This window comes from Hydrogenophaga palleronii (assembly GCF_031457455.1).
Classification (GTDB): domain Bacteria; phylum Pseudomonadota; class Gammaproteobacteria; order Burkholderiales; family Burkholderiaceae_C; genus Hydrogenophaga; species Hydrogenophaga palleronii_A.
This window is the reverse complement of the sequence record NZ_JAVDWU010000006.1, coordinates 245,350-259,365: the sequence shown is the minus strand read 5'-3', so window position 1 is coordinate 259,365 and position 14,016 is coordinate 245,350. Positions and strand designations below refer to the sequence as shown.

Annotated in this window: 12 protein-coding genes; 10 read left to right on the top strand and 2 right to left on the bottom strand. The window is 63.8% G+C overall.

Annotation, left to right across the window (positions count from 1 at the left end; all coding sequences use genetic code 11):
* Positions 1-36: 36 nt before the first annotated feature.
* Entirely contained in the window at positions 37-1,386 is a 1,350-nt protein-coding gene (locus J2W49_RS15730) for a uracil-xanthine permease family protein (RefSeq protein ID WP_310318077.1), read from the top strand.
* Positions 1,387-1,404: 18 nt separating this feature from the next.
* Here the strand turns inward: J2W49_RS15730 and xdhC are convergent, their stop codons facing one another.
* Positions 1,405-2,223: a xanthine dehydrogenase accessory protein XdhC gene (xdhC, locus tag J2W49_RS15725; RefSeq protein WP_310318074.1), complete on the bottom strand. Its 819-nt coding sequence runs from the start codon at positions 2,221-2,223 to the stop codon at positions 1,405-1,407.
* 161 nt (positions 2,224-2,384) lie between these two features.
* Here xdhC and J2W49_RS15720 point away from each other — a divergent pair, with 161 nt between their 5' ends.
* The gene (locus J2W49_RS15720; RefSeq protein ID WP_310318071.1) at positions 2,385-2,933 is read left to right on the top strand and encodes a hypothetical protein; all 549 of its coding nucleotides are present in this window, start codon (positions 2,385-2,387) and stop codon (positions 2,931-2,933) included.
* Between the two features lie 29 nt (positions 2,934-2,962).
* Here J2W49_RS15720 and uraH read toward each other — a convergent pair whose 3' ends face one another.
* The gene (uraH, locus tag J2W49_RS15715) at positions 2,963-3,316 is read right to left on the bottom strand and encodes a hydroxyisourate hydrolase (RefSeq protein WP_310318068.1); all 354 of its coding nucleotides are present in this window, start codon (positions 3,314-3,316) and stop codon (positions 2,963-2,965) included.
* 77 nt (positions 3,317-3,393) lie between these two features.
* On the opposite strand from uraH, the gene J2W49_RS15710 reads away from it, so the two are divergent.
* The 8 genes from J2W49_RS15710 (at position 3,394) to J2W49_RS15675 (ending at position 13,882) form a co-directional block, all read left to right on the top strand.
* Positions 3,394-4,059 carry a GntR family transcriptional regulator gene (locus J2W49_RS15710; RefSeq protein ID WP_310318064.1) on the top strand — a complete coding sequence of 222 codons (666 nt, stop codon included), beginning with the start codon at positions 3,394-3,396 and terminating at the stop codon, positions 4,057-4,059.
* A 409-nt stretch (positions 4,060-4,468) separates the two neighbouring features.
* Positions 4,469-5,422 (top strand): allantoinase PuuE, encoded by a 954-nt coding sequence (gene puuE, locus J2W49_RS15705; protein ID WP_310318061.1) that lies wholly within the window; start codon positions 4,469-4,471, stop codon positions 5,420-5,422.
* A gap of 10 nt (positions 5,423-5,432) precedes the next feature.
* Positions 5,433-7,217 carry a 2-oxo-4-hydroxy-4-carboxy-5-ureidoimidazoline decarboxylase gene (uraD, locus tag J2W49_RS15700; RefSeq protein WP_310318058.1) on the top strand — a complete coding sequence of 595 codons (1,785 nt, stop codon included), beginning with the start codon at positions 5,433-5,435 and terminating at the stop codon, positions 7,215-7,217.
* A gap of 6 nt (positions 7,218-7,223) precedes the next feature.
* Positions 7,224-8,474, top strand: coding sequence for a M20 family metallopeptidase (locus tag J2W49_RS15695; protein WP_310318055.1), 1,251 nt, complete (start codon positions 7,224-7,226; stop codon positions 8,472-8,474).
* 104 nt (positions 8,475-8,578) lie between these two features.
* Complete coding sequence (locus J2W49_RS15690) at positions 8,579-10,870, top strand: NADP-dependent malic enzyme (RefSeq protein ID WP_310318052.1); 2,292 nt, start codon at positions 8,579-8,581, stop codon at positions 10,868-10,870.
* Between the two features lie 302 nt (positions 10,871-11,172).
* On the top strand, positions 11,173-12,204 hold the full coding sequence (locus tag J2W49_RS15685; RefSeq protein ID WP_310318049.1) for an ABC transporter substrate-binding protein: 1,032 nt from the start codon (positions 11,173-11,175) through the stop codon (positions 12,202-12,204).
* A gap of 63 nt (positions 12,205-12,267) precedes the next feature.
* On the top strand, positions 12,268-13,104 hold the full coding sequence (locus tag J2W49_RS15680; protein WP_310318046.1) for an ABC transporter ATP-binding protein: 837 nt from the start codon (positions 12,268-12,270) through the stop codon (positions 13,102-13,104).
* Between the two features lie 13 nt (positions 13,105-13,117).
* Positions 13,118-13,882: an ABC transporter permease gene (locus tag J2W49_RS15675; protein WP_310318042.1), complete on the top strand. Its 765-nt coding sequence runs from the start codon at positions 13,118-13,120 to the stop codon at positions 13,880-13,882.
* The last annotated feature ends 134 nt before the right edge of the window (positions 13,883-14,016 follow it).

The window sequence follows — 14,016 nt, the reverse complement described above, 5'->3', positions numbered from 1 at the left end:
GCCACACCGACTTGAAATCCCTTTCTGGAGGCTTGATTGGCCGACCACTCCCTGGGTACCCCCGAACAGTTGCGGCAGGCGGATCACACACCGCCCCTGGCCAAGGCCGTGCCATTGGGCATGCAACATGTGCTGGCGATGTTCGTGAGCAACGTCACGCCGGCCATCATCGTCTCAAGCGCTGCGGGCTTTGGGTTTGGATCGGGTTCGCCTGACTTTCCCAGCACGGTCTACCTGATCCAGATGTCCATGCTGTTCGCCGGGGTGGCCACTTTGCTGCAGACACTGGGCATGGGGCCGATTGGCGCGCGGCTGCCGGTGATGCAAGGCACCAGTTTCGCGTTCATCCCGATCATGGTGCCTGCGGTCGCAGGTGCCGGGGTGGCCGGCATGGCCGGGTTGATGACGGGCGTGGTGCTCGGCGGTGTCTTCCATTTCTGCATCGGCTTCTTCATTGGCCGAATCCGCCACGCCTTTCCGCCGCTGGTCACGGGGCTGATCATTCTGATGATCGGCCTCGCCCTGATCAAGGTGGGCGTGGAATACGCGGCCGGAGGCGCCGCGCTGAAAGGCCAACCGGCTTACGGCAGCCTGGAGAACTGGTCGGTGGCCCTCGTGGTGATCGGCGTCACCCTGTTGCTGAAGTTTTTTTCGCGCGGCATGCTTTCCGTGGCTGCCGTGCTGCTGGGTCTGGTGGCCGGGTACCTGTATGCAGCGATGCTGGGCAAGGTCGGCTTTGGTGGTGTGGCGAGCGCCGCCTGGTTCACCTTGCCCCAGCCTTTCAGGTTCGGGTGGGAAATCAACTGGACCATCATCATCGGCATGTGCTTCATGTCGATCGTCTCCGCCATTGAAACCGTGGGCGATGTGTCGGGCATTGCCAAGGGGGGCGCCAGTCGCCAGGCCACCGATGCAGAGATCCGCGGCGCCACCTTCGCCGACGGTCTGGGCACCGCCCTGGCTGGCGTGTTTGGCGCGTTGCCCAACACCAGCTACAGCCAGAACGTGGGACTGGTGTCGATGACGGGCGTGATGAGCCGCCATGTGGTGACGCTGGGCGGCGTGTTTCTGATCCTGTGCGGTCTGGTGCCCAAGCTCGGCGCCGTTGTGGCCAGCATGCCGGTCACCGTGCTGGGTGGCGGAGCCATCATCATGTTCGGCATGGTCGCCGCCGCCGGCCTGAACATGCTGTCAGAGGTGCCATGGAGCCGGCGCAACATGGTGATTTTTGCCACTGCGCTGTCCGTGGGTCTGGGTCTGCAACTGGCCCCTGACGCGCTGCAGCATCTGCCCAACACAGCAAAAATTCTCATGACCAGCGGCCTGCTGCCGGCCGCTGCCATTTCCATTGCGCTGAACCTGTGGCTGCCGGAGCAGATCGACTGACTCGCACCGTTGCGCACATCACCGGCTCGTGCCCATGAGCAACTGAGCCACCACGCTCGCAGCGATCACTGCCGGCTGCTTTCCTTCAATGCCGGGAAGGCCGATGGGACAGGTAATGGCGGCCAGTTCAGATTCGTCGAATCCGCGTTGCCGCAGGCGGTTTGAAAATGTGGCCCATTTGCTGCGGCTGCCGATCAACCCCACGAACGGCAAGTCCTTGTGTGTGCGCAGGCGCTCCAGGCAAGCGGCCACCACTTCCAGGTCTTCGGCATGAGAAAAGCTCATGATCAGCACCCGGCTGCCAGGCGCGAGTTCATGCACGGCTGCCTGCACCGGATCGGAATGCTCGGTCCGCACCGACGCGGGGAGGTCGGCCGGAAACACCTCGTCGCGGCTGTCGATCCAGGTGACGGCAAACGGCAGTGGACCAAACGCCTGCACCACGGCCCGTCCCACGTGGCCGCCGCCAAAAAGGGCCACGGGCCACAGCGCCGGCGCCAGCCGGCCTGGAAGTTCGGCGAGCTGTTGATGGTTGATCGGCTCATAGCGCAATTCCACGGCACCGCCACAGCACTGGCCCAGGCTGGGGCCGAGCACCACTTTGCGCTCGCAGGGTTGCGCCTCGCTGCTGGTCAGCATTTCGCGCGCCCGGCGCTCGGCGTCCCATTCCAGATTACCCCCACCAATGGAACCAATCACCGCATCGGCAAACACCGCCATCCATGCCCCTGTCTCTCGCGGGACGGAGCCACGAGTCTGTGCGACGGTGACCAGCACCGCCGGAGCGAAACGCAAGCGACCCAGAAGATGGTCGATGTCTGCTGAAAGCTGTGGCATTGACGAGATAAATTGTGTGGAAACGTTAACGCGACGACCAGCGTCGAGTATCCGGCGATGCATGGCATCCCGGATTTCCGAAACCACCATACACTGCAAACGCGCAGCCATATGCCGTCATCGAACCGCTGTGGCCCCCATCACACGTCAGGCCAGCCATCATGAGAGACAACGTCCTTGACCTCACCCACCAGCCCCGGCAGGCAAGTGCCACACGCGGCTTGCGGCTTTGGATGACCGCAGGCATCGCCGCCTTGTTGACCGCATGCGCGACGCCGCCGGAGCCTCCCGCGCCAGAGCCCATTGCCCTGCCGACCCCTCCCGCCCCGCCACCCCTGGTCGAGCTGCCACCGCCGGCCATCATCTCTCACGCGCGCACCCCCATGGAGTACCGCAAGGACGGCGCCAGCCATCTGTATGGCCAGAATGGGCACCGCATTTTCAAAGGCAAGCTGCCCCCTCTGCTGCATGCGGTTGGCGTGTTGCAGGTGGAGGTCGACAACAGGGGCAATGTGCGCAACCTCAACTGGATGCGGGCGCCGAGCCATGTACCCGACGTGATGCGTGAGATCGAACGCACGGTGCAGTCGGCCGCACCATTTCCGGCGCCTGTGTCGCTGGGTGGCGTCGTCTACACCGACGTGTGGCTCTGGGACCGCAGCGGTCACTTCCAGCTGGACACATTGACCGAAGGCCAAAGGAATCGGTAAGGCCCCCCTGCGCAGCAGGGGGCGCAGCTTCAGCTGCCCCGATAAGTGCTATAGCTCCACGGACTCACCAGCAGCGGCACGTGGTAATGCTGGTCGGTATGGGCCACACCGAAGTCGATCGACACCCGGTTCAGAAACTGGGGCTCGGGCAGCGGCACGCCGCGCTGGGCGAAATAGCCCTGCACATCAAACACCAAGCGGTAGGTGCCCGCCTTGAGGCTGGCGTTGTCGTAGAGCGGCCCGTCCGGGTTGCGGCCATCTGCGTTCAGTGTGAACTGCTTGACCAGCGTCGCCTGCTCGCCGTCGGTCGTGTAGAGCGCCACCGCCATGCCGGCGGCGGGACAGCCGTGCATGGTGTCCAGAACGTGTGTACTCAAGCCCATGCTCGTGTCCTTTCTTGGCGGGTTGCAGTCGACCAAAAGTGTATACAGTTTTTGATCGTTGCGGATATGATGCGCCCATGGAAATATCCAGCACCCACCACATCGTTGCATCGCTGACGAAGGCCATTGTGGAGCACCGCCTGCAGCCGGGCACCAAGCTGGCCGAGCAAAAGCTGGCCGATCATTTTGGCGTGTCACGCACCCTGGTTCGCCAGGCGCTGTTCCAGCTGTCGCAGAACCGGCTGATCCGCCTGGAACCGGCGCGGGGTGCCTTTGTGGCCACCCCCTCGGTGGCGGAGGCGAAACAGGTCTTTGCGGTGCGCCGCATGCTGGAGACCGAAATGACCCGCGCCTTCGTGCAGACCGTCACACCAGCCAAGATCAAGGCACTGCGTGAACACGTTGCACAGGAGAAAGAAGCTGTGAGCAACCAGGACGTGGCCGGCCGCACCGAGCTGCTGAGGGACTTCCACGTGCGCATGGCCGAGCTTATGGGCAACCAGGTGCTGGCCGAGTTGTTGCGCGAACTGATCTCCCGCTGTGCGCTGATCACGCTCATGTACCAGAGCAGCACCGCGGCTGAACACTCGAGTGAGGAGCACGCGGACATCGTCAAGGCGCTGGCGGCACGGGACGAGGCGCTGGCCGTGCGGCTCATGAACGAACACCTGATCCACGTGGAAGCGAACTTGACCTTCGACCGCAAGGTGCCGGCCAACGATATCTCCATGGCGCTTTCATGATTCCCCCCGTTGCCTGACATGACTCCCCCCCGTCGCTTGCTCACTTCGTGTAGCCGCATCCCCCCTCAGGGGGCAACACCTGCGGCCTGGCAAAGCCAGTTCCGCGGTGTTTCTGAACTAGGGCCTGTTCACACTATTTTTTCCAAGATGCGTTGCGGATCAAAAAGGTCATGCGCAAGGCGCGAAACGCAGCCGGGGTCGCCCCCCGGCAAGGCTTCGCAACGCCGCGCATGGCCTTTTTGGCCGCAACCCGAAGGGAATGGGTTGAAAACAGCGCCACTCGTCGTTGCACTCCTAGGCCAGACACCCAGTCTGGCCGTCGTCGTGCGCCTAGATTGGCGCTGTTTTCAACCCATTCGCACTTGGAAAAATAGTGTGAACAGGCCCTAGACATCTCTCCCATCCGTCCATGACGCTCTACGACACCACCCTGCCCTACCCCCGTGATCTCGCTGGCTACGGTCGCGATGGGCCCCATGCGCGTTGGCCCGGCAGCGCGCGCATTGCAGTGCAGTTCGTGCTGAACTACGAGGAAGGCGGAGAAAACTGTGTGCTGCACGGCGACGACGCGTCGGAGCAGTTTCTGTCCGAGATGTTCAACCCGGCAGCCTACCCGGCGCGGCACATCAGCATGGAAGGCATCTACGAATATGGCTCGCGTGCTGGCGTCTGGCGCATCCTGCGCGAGTTCGAACAACGCGGGCTTCACCTGACGGTGTTCGGCGTGGCCACCGCCCTGGAGCGTTGCCCGGACGTGGCGGCTGCGCTGCGGGAGCTGGGCCATGAGATGGCCTGCCATGGTCTGAAGTGGATCCACTACCAGAACGTGGATGAAGCCACCGAGCGCGCCCACATGGCGCAGGCCATGGCCATCATGGAGCGCCTGGGCGGTGAACGCCCGCTAGGCTGGTACACCGGGCGCGACAGCCCGAACACGCGCCGGCTGGTGGCCGATTTCGGCGGCTTTGAATACGACAGCGACTACTACGGCGACGACCTGCCGTTCTGGATGAAGGTGCGCAAGACCGACGGCAGCGACACGCACCAGTTGATCGTGCCCTATACGCTGGACTGCAACGACATGCGCTTTGCACTGCCCCAGGGTTATTCGCACGCCGATCCCTTCTTCCAGTACCTGAAAGACAGCTTCGACGCGTTGTATGCCGAGGGCGATCCAAACGGCTTGGACCGCCCGAAGATGATGAGCATCGGCATGCATTGCCGCCTGTTGGGCCGGCCGGGCCGCATCACCGCACTGCAGCGCTTCCTGGACCACATTCAGTCGCACGAACAAGTGTGGGTGGCGCGGCGCGTCGACATCGCCCGGCACTGGAAGGCCACGCACCCCCTCACCTCCGTCTGAGCACGCCGCCATGCCTCTCACCCTGGACCAACTGAACCGCGCATCACCGGCCGAGGCCGCGCAGATGCTCGACGGCCTCTACGAGCACTCACCCTGGATTGCGCAGCAGGCCCTGGCCCAGCGGCCATTCGCTTCGCTGGCGGCACTGAAACACGCCATGGTGGGCGTGCTTGCTGGCGCATCGGTGGACGCGCAACTGGCGCTGATCCGAGCCCACCCGGAACTGGCCGGCAAGGCCATGGAAGCTCGCACGCTCACGGCCGAGTCGACCGTTGAGCAGAACAAGGCGGGGCTCACGAACTGCACGCCCGGGGAACTGACCCACATCCGCCAGCTCAACGCCGACTATCTGGCCCGCTTCGGTTTTCCGTTCATCCTGGCGGTGCGCGGCCCGCGCGGCAACGGTCTGAGCAAGCGCGAAATCATCGCCACCTTCGAGCGCCGCCTGCACCACCCGGTGGACTTTGAACGCGATGAGAGCTTGCGCAACATCCACCGCATCGCCGAAATCCGGCTCAACGACAAATTCGGCTTTAAGCCCACGCTGGGCAACGAAGTATGGGACTGGCACGAAGCGCTGGCACAGCACAGCGACCCCGGCTACAAGGAGCACGGCCAGTTGACAGTGACCTACCTGACCGATGCGCACCGTGCATGCATGAACGATCTGGTGACGGGCATGCGGGCGTGCGGGTTTGATGAAGTGAGCATTGATGCCGTGGGCAACGTGGTGGGGCGCTTCCACGGCACCACCCCTGCTGCGCCAGTCTTGCTCACCGGAAGCCACTTCGACACGGTTCGCAATGGTGGCAAGTACGACGGGCGACTGGGCATCTTCGTGCCCATGGCCTGCGTGAAGCAACTCCATGCGGCGGGCAGGCGCTTGCCCTTTGGCGTGGAGGTGGTGGGATTCGCGGAAGAGGAAGGTCAGCGCTACAAGGCTACCTTCCTGGGGTCGGGCGCGCTCACCGGTCACTTCAACCCGGCCTGGCTGGACCAGCGGGACGCCGACGGCGTGACCATGCGCGCCGCCATGCAACACGCCGACCTGCCGGCCACGCTGGAAGCCATCGACGCGCTGAAGCGCGACCCGGCGAAATACCTGGGCTTCGTGGAGGTGCACATCGAACAGGGGCCGGTGCTCAACGAGCTGGACATTCCCCTGGGCGTGGTCACGTCCATCAACGCCAGCGTGCGTTACCTGGGTGAGGTGGTGGGCATGGCCTGCCATGCCGGCACCACCCCCATGGACCGTCGACGTGACGCCGCCGCTGCCGTGGCCGAACTCGCGCTGTATGCCGAACAGCGGGCGGCGGCCGATGGCGATTCGGTGGCCACCATAGGCATGCTGCAGGTGCCCAATGGGTCGATCAATGTGGTGCCCGGTCGCTGCACGTTTTCGCTCGATCTGCGCGCACCCAGTGATGCACAGCGAGACGCACTGGAGCGCGACGTGCTCGCGCAATTGAGCGCCATCTGCGAGCGACGCGGCGTGCGCCACACCCTGGAAGAAACCATGCGCGCCGCCGCCGCGCCCAGCGCACCTGCGTGGCAGGCCCGCTGGGAACAAGCGGTGACCGCGCTGGGCGTGCCACTGCATTGCATGCCCAGCGGCGCCGGTCACGACGCCATGAAGCTGCACGAGGTGATGCCGCAGGCCATGCTCTTCGTGCGCGGCCTCAACAGCGGCATCAGCCACAACCCACTCGAGTCCACCACCAGCGACGACATGGACCTGTGCGTGCGTGCCTTTTCGCACCTGCTGGACCAACTCGCCTCAGAACACACCCATTGAGCCACCATGACCCCTTTTGAACAACTGGACGCCTGGATCGACACCCATTTCGACGACGAGGTGCGCTTCCTGCAGGAACTGGTGCGTGTGCCGACCGACACACCGCCCGGCAACAACGCCCCCCACGCCGAACGCACTGCCGAATTGCTCGCGGCCATGGGCCTGGAAGCCGAAAAGCACGCCGTGCCCGAAGCCGAGGTGAAGGCCGCCGGACTGCAGAGCATCACCAACCTGATCCTGCGCCGACGCTATGGCGACGGCGGCAAGACCATCGCGCTCAATGCGCATGGCGACGTGGTGCCGCCCGGTGAGGGCTGGACGCACGATCCCTATGGTGGCGAAGTGGTGGACGGCAAGATTTACGGCCGCGCCACCGCCGTGAGCAAGGGCGACATCGCCAGCTTCACCTTTGCCATTCGCGCACTCGAATCGCTGGGCGCCACGCTGGCCGGCGGCCTGGAACTGCACGTGACCTACGACGAAGAATTTGGCGGCGAGGTGGGCCCCGCGTGGCTGCTGGAAAAGGGCCTGACCCAGCCGGACCTGATGATCGCCGCCGGCTTCAGCTACCAGGTGGTGGTGGCGCACAACGGCTGTCTGCAACTGGAGGTGACGGTGCAGGGCGACATGGCCCACGCCGCGATTCCCGACAGCGGCACCGATGCGCTTCAGGCAGCGGTGCACATTCTCAATGCGCTCTACGCACTCAATGCCGACTACCTGCAGGTGCGCTCTCAGGTCGAAGGCATCACCCACCCTTACCTGAACGTTGGCCAGATCAGCGGCGGCACCAACACCAACGTGATTCCGGGCAAAGTGGTGTTCAAGGTCGACCGCCGCATGATCCCCGAAGAAGACCCCACCGAAGTGGAAGCATCGTTGCGTCACACCATCGAAGCCGCTGCAGCCAGCTTCCAGCCGCCACGTGGTGGGAAGGCCATACAGGTCGACGTGCGGCGCATGCTGCTGTGCCGCGCCATGCAACCCTTGCCCGGCAACCAGCCACTGGTGCAAGCGTTGCAGAAACATGGCGAGGCCGTGTTCGGCGAGCCCATTCCCGCTGTGGGCACACCGCTGTACACCGACGTGCGCCTGTACGTGGAGCGCGGCATTCCGGGTGTGATTTACGGTGCCGGCCCGCGCACGGTGCGCGAATCCAATGCCAAGCGGGCCGATGAGCACCTGCAGCTCGACGACCTGCGCCGTGCCACCAAGGTGCTGGCGCGTACCTTGTTCGACTTGCTGCAGCAGGCCTGAACATGGTGCCCCCGGGTGGTGGCGACGGTCTCGTGGTATTGGGAAAAGCCACAGGGGGTGGCCTTTCCATGCATGCCAAAATGCCCCGAACAAGGAGAGACAACATGACACCTGCTGAACAAGCCCTGCGCGACGCCGCCTTCGACTACCACCGCGCGCCTGGCAAGGGCAAGATTGCCGTCACCCCCACCAAACCCCTGTCCAACCAGCGCGACCTCTCGCTGGCCTATTCCCCTGGCGTGGCCTACCCCTGCCTGGCCATCCAGGCGGACCCCACCATGGCGGCCGAATACACCTCGCGCGGTAACCTGGTGGGGGTGGTCACCAATGGCACAGCGGTGCTTGGCCTGGGCGACATCGGGCCCCTGGCCAGCAAGCCGGTGATGGAGGGCAAGGGCTGCCTGTTCAAAAAGTTCGCCGGCATCGACGTGTTCGACATTGAACTCGACGAGAAAGACCCAGACAAATTGGTCGACATCATTGCCGCGCTGGAACCCACGCTGGGCGGCATCAACCTGGAAGACATCAAAGCGCCCGAGTGCTTCTACATCGAGAAGAAGTTGCGCGAGCGCATGGGCATTCCGGTCTTCCACGACGACCAGCACGGCACCGCCATCATCTCGGCCGCCGCACTGCTCAACGGCTTGGAGCTGGTGAACAAAAACATCGGCGAAGTCAAGCTGGCCGTCTCTGGTGCGGGCGCTGCCGCCATTGCCTGCCTCGACGTGATGGTGGGCCTCGGGGTGGCGCGCGAGAACATCTTCGTCTGCGACTCCAAAGGCGTGATTCACGAGGGGCGTGCAGGCGGCTACGACGAATCGAAGGCGCGCTACGCGCAGAACACCGACAAGCGCACACTGGCCGACGCGGTCAATGGTGCCGACGTGTTCCTCGGCTGCTCGGCCCCGGGTGTGCTCACGGCCGACATGGTCAAGTCCATGGCGCCGCAGCCCATCATCCTGGCGCTGGCCAATCCGGAACCGGAAATCCGCCCCGAACTGGCCAAGGCGATTCGGCCGGACTGCATCATCGCCACCGGGCGCAGCGACTACCCGAACCAGGTCAACAACGTCCTGTGTTTCCCCTACATCTTCCGGGGTGCGCTGGACTGCGGCGCGACCAAGATCACCGAAGAAATGAAGCTGGCCTGCGTGCGCCAGATTGCCGATCTGGCCAAGAGCGAAACCAGCGACGAAGTGGCCAATGCCTACCAGGGCGAAGAACTCGTGTTCGGCCCCGACTACCTGATTCCCAAGCCTTTCGACTCGCGCCTGATTCTGCGCATTGCGCCGGCCGTGGCACAGGCCGCGGCCGATTCCGGCGTGGCCACGCGGCCCATCGCCGACATGGACGCGTACAAGGAAAGCCTGTCGCGCTTCGTGTACCAGACCGGCATGCTGATGCGTCCCATCTTCACCGCCGCCAAGGCCGTGCCCGACGACCGCAAGCGCGTGGCCTACGCCGACGGCGAAGACGAGCGCGCGCTGCGCGCAGCACAGATGGCGATCGACGACCGCCTGGCCAAGCCCATCCTGATCGGGCGCCCCGCAGTGATCGCCGCGCGCATCGAAAAGGCTGGCCTGCGCATGCGCCTGGGCGTGGACGTGGAAAACGTGAACCCCGAGGACGACCCACGTTTTCGCCAGTACTGGGAGCAGTACCACAAGCTCATGGCCCGCGATGGTGGCACGCCGGAAGTGGCCAAAGCCGCCGTGCGCCGCTCCAACACCATCATCGGCTCGCTCATGGTGTCACTGGGTGACGCCGACGCGCTCATCTGCGGGCTGGCGGGTTCGTACATGACGCACCTGGAACGCATCGACAGCATCCTCGGCAAGCGTGAGGGCGTGACCAACTACGCGGCCGTGAACGCCCTCATGACCGACCGCGGCACGCTGTTCATTGCCGACACCTACGTCAACGAAGACCCCAGCGCCGAACAGCTCGCCGAAATCGCCTGGATGGCGACGCAGGAAGTGCAGCGCTTTGGCCTGCCCCCCAAGGTCGCCTTCCTGTCGCACTCCAGCTACGGGTCCAGCAAACGAGCCTCGGCCAAAAAGATGCGGGCGGCACGCGACATCTTCGTGGCGCTCCACCCGGAGATCGAATGCGACGGTGAGCTGCACGGCGATGCCGCACTGGTGCCAGCGATCCGCGATGTCTACCTGCCGGATTCGTCGCTCACCGGTTCGGCCAACCTGCTGATCTGCCCGAACCTGGACTCGGCCAACATCCTCTACAACGTGCTCAAAACCACCACAAGCGGGGGCGTCACCGTCGGCCCCATCCTCATGGGTTCGGCCGCCACCGCCTACATTCTCACGCCGGCGGCCACGGTGCGGCGGGTGCTGAACATGACCGCTCTCGCGGCAGCAAGCCAGCTGGTACCGCGCTGAAGACGCGCTTTTTGGTGCGTCCAGTCGCCTGGGCGCGCGCCTCACGCACCAATTCGGACCACAATCGCACCGGTTCAATGCAACTCAAATCGGTGCGCCCCATTTAGGGTTTTTCAGGTTGACGGGGTCGGGCACCCGATTTGAAAATCTGTATACAAATACTGTGTTCAATCATGCACAGGTCGATCTGTGACCTGCGACGGGTTGCTGGCACTCTTTTTGCTGTGACTGTCGTGCCCCATCAGCCCCGTGTGCGCAGCCTTTCCATGCCTTTCTGCAACCACGCCATCCACGGAGACTCCATGAACAAGCGCTACTTCATCCAGACCACCGCCGCCCTGGCCGCCACACTGGCCTTCGGCAGTGTGCACGCGCAAACCCCCATCAAGTTCCAGCTCGACTGGCGCTTTGAAGGCCCCGCCGCGTTCTTCCTGCAGCCTGTGGCCAAAGGCCACTTCAAGGCCGCCGGTCTGGATGTGACGGTGGATTCGGGCAACGGCTCTGGCGGCACGGTGACCCGCGTGGCGTCTGGCACCTACGACATGGGCTTTGCGGACATGGCGGCACTCATGGAATTCCATGCCAACAACCCCGATGCGCCGAACAAGCCCGTGGCCGTGATGATGGTCTACAACAACACCCCGGCGGCCGTGCTCGCGCTGAAGAAATCCGGCATCAGCAAGCCGGCCCACCTCAGTGGCAAGAAGCTGGGTGCTCCGGTGTTCGATGCCGGCCGAAAAGGTTTCCCCATCTTCGAGAAGGCCAACAACGTGAGCAACGTGGCCTGGACCTCCATGGACCCACCGCTGCGCGAAACCATGCTGGTACGTGGCGACATCGACGCCATCACCGGCTTCTCTTTCACTTCGCTGTTGAACCTGGAAGCTCGCGGTGTGAAGGCCGAAGACGTGGTCATCATGCCGTACGCCGATCATGGCGTGAAGCTGTATGGCAACGCCATCATCGCCAGCCCCAAGCTGATCGCCGAGAACCCAGCCGCAGTCAAGGCCTTCCTGACTGCGTTTGCCAAGGGCGCCAAGGAAGTCATGGCCAACCCCACCGCTGCCATTGACACGGTCAAGGCACGTGACGGCATCATCAACGTCGGCCTGGAAACGCGCCGGCTGCAGCTCGCCATCGATTCCGTCGTGGCCAGCCCCGACGCACGCGCCGAAGGTTTCGGACAAGCCAACCCGGGCCGCCTGGCGCTGATGGCCTCGCAGGTCTCCGACGCCTACAACACGAAGACCCGCATCAACCCGGCCACCATCTGGAACGGCAGCATGCTGCCTTCAACTGCCGACCTGAACGTGCTGCCGCCCGCCAAGAAATAAGCCAGGCCCAGCGCCCTTGGTCAAGGCCAGCCCCTGGGTTGGCCTTTTTTTCAGGATTTTTTTATGCAAGACGCATTGAACTCCGCCCCGTCAGACGAAGCTGCCTTCGTCGAATTCGACCAGGTCTGGCTGGCCTACAACGAAGAGCTGCTAGCCAAGAACACCTTCGCGGTGGAGGACATCAACCTCAAGGTGAAGAAGGGTGAATTCATCGCCATCGTGGGCCCGTCGGGCTGCGGCAAGTCCACTTTCATGAAGCTCACCACGGGCCTGAAGATGCCCAGCATGGGCAAGATCCGCATTGACGGCGCTCCGGTGACGGGCCCGCTGAAAATCTCCGGCATGGCGTTCCAGGCCCCATCGCTGCTGCCCTGGCGCACCACGCTGGACAACGTGATGCTGCCGCTGGAGATCGTGGAGCCCTACCGCAGCCAGTTCAAGGACCGCCGCAAGGAATACGTGGAGCGCGCCAGCCGGCTGCTGGCCAGTGTGGGCCTGGGCGGCATGGAAAAGAAATTTCCCTGGGAACTCTCAGGCGGCATGCAGCAGCGTGCCAGCATCTGCCGCGCGCTGATTCATGAACCCAAGATGCTGCTGCTGGACGAACCCTTTGGCGCGCTGGACGCCTTCACCCGCGAAGAACTGTGGTGCACCCTGCGCGACCTGTGGGAAGCACAACGCTTCAACGTCATCCTGGTCACGCACGACCTGCGAGAGAGCGTGTTCCTGGCCGACACGGTCTACTGCATGAGCAAAAGCCCGGGCCGTTTTGTGGTGCAGCGCGAGATTCCCATACCCCGCACGCGCGACCTGGAGGTGACATACACCAAAGACTTCAGCGACATCGTGCTCGAACTGCGTGGCCACATTGGCGCCTTGCGCACCCCTGTCAATCAGTGAACGGACCCACACCATGAACAAGAAACAAATGGAACGCTGGTCGCCGTTTCTGCTGCTCATCGCCATTCTGGTCGTGTGGGAAGTGATCACCAGTGGCTTCGGGGTATCGGAGTTCATTTTTCCCAGCCCGTCGCGGATCTGGGAACAGACGATGGAGCACAAGACCACCATCCTGGGCCACGCCTGGCGCACCTACTGGGTGACCATGGCCGGCTTTGGCATCGCCATCGTGGTCGGGGTGCTGCTGGGCTTCCTGATCGGCAGTTCGCGCCTGGCCTACGCAGCTGTGTATCCGCTGATGACCGCCTTCAACGCCTTGCCCAAGGCGGCGTTCGTGCCCATCCTGGTGGTGTGGTTCGGCATTGGCGTGGGCCCGGCCATCCTCACGGCGTTCCTCATCAGCTTCTTCCCCATCATGGTGAACATCGCCACCGGGCTGGCCACGCTGGAGCCGGAGCTGGAAGACGTGCTGCGCGTGCTCGGCGCCAAGCGCTGGGACGTGCTCACCAAGGTGGGTCTGCCGCGTTCGATGCCGTATTTCTTCGGCTCGCTGAAGGTGGCCATCACGCTGGCGTTCGTGGGCACTACGGTGTCCGAGATGACGGCTTCGAACGAAGGCATTGGCTACCTGCTGATTTCGGCGGGTTCGTCGATGCAGATGGGACTTGCCTTCAGCGGACTGCTGGTGGTGGGCGTGATGGCGATGGCGATGTATGAGCTGTTCAGTTTTGTGGAGAAGCACACGACGGGGTGGGCTCATCGCGGATCACAGAACTAACCCCAGTCATTGGGCATCCCCCCTGCGCGCCTGACGGCGCTTCCCCCCTGAAGGGGGGACGACACCTTGGACCGGCGGAGCCGGATCCTTGGTGTCACTTGATAAGGCACTTCGCACCACCGTTTGTTGGCACC

Coding starts and splice junctions, on each gene's coding strand:
- J2W49_RS15695 (WP_310318055.1), top strand. CDS start 7,224: ATGACCCCTTTTGAACAACTGGACGCCTGGATCGACACCCATTTCGAC.
- puuE (WP_310318061.1), top strand. CDS start 4,469: ATGACGCTCTACGACACCACCCTGCCCTACCCCCGTGATCTCGCTGGC.
- J2W49_RS15720 (WP_310318071.1), top strand. CDS start 2,385: ATGAGAGACAACGTCCTTGACCTCACCCACCAGCCCCGGCAGGCAAGT.
- J2W49_RS15710 (WP_310318064.1), top strand. CDS start 3,394: ATGGAAATATCCAGCACCCACCACATCGTTGCATCGCTGACGAAGGCC.
- xdhC (WP_310318074.1), bottom strand. CDS start 2,223: ATGCCACAGCTTTCAGCAGACATCGACCATCTTCTGGGTCGCTTGCGT.
- J2W49_RS15680 (WP_310318046.1), top strand. CDS start 12,268: ATGCAAGACGCATTGAACTCCGCCCCGTCAGACGAAGCTGCCTTCGTC.
- J2W49_RS15675 (WP_310318042.1), top strand. CDS start 13,118: ATGAACAAGAAACAAATGGAACGCTGGTCGCCGTTTCTGCTGCTCATC.
- uraH (WP_310318068.1), bottom strand. CDS start 3,316: ATGGGCTTGAGTACACACGTTCTGGACACCATGCACGGCTGTCCCGCC.
- J2W49_RS15685 (WP_310318049.1), top strand. CDS start 11,173: ATGAACAAGCGCTACTTCATCCAGACCACCGCCGCCCTGGCCGCCACA.
- uraD (WP_310318058.1), top strand. CDS start 5,433: ATGCCTCTCACCCTGGACCAACTGAACCGCGCATCACCGGCCGAGGCC.
- J2W49_RS15690 (WP_310318052.1), top strand. CDS start 8,579: ATGACACCTGCTGAACAAGCCCTGCGCGACGCCGCCTTCGACTACCAC.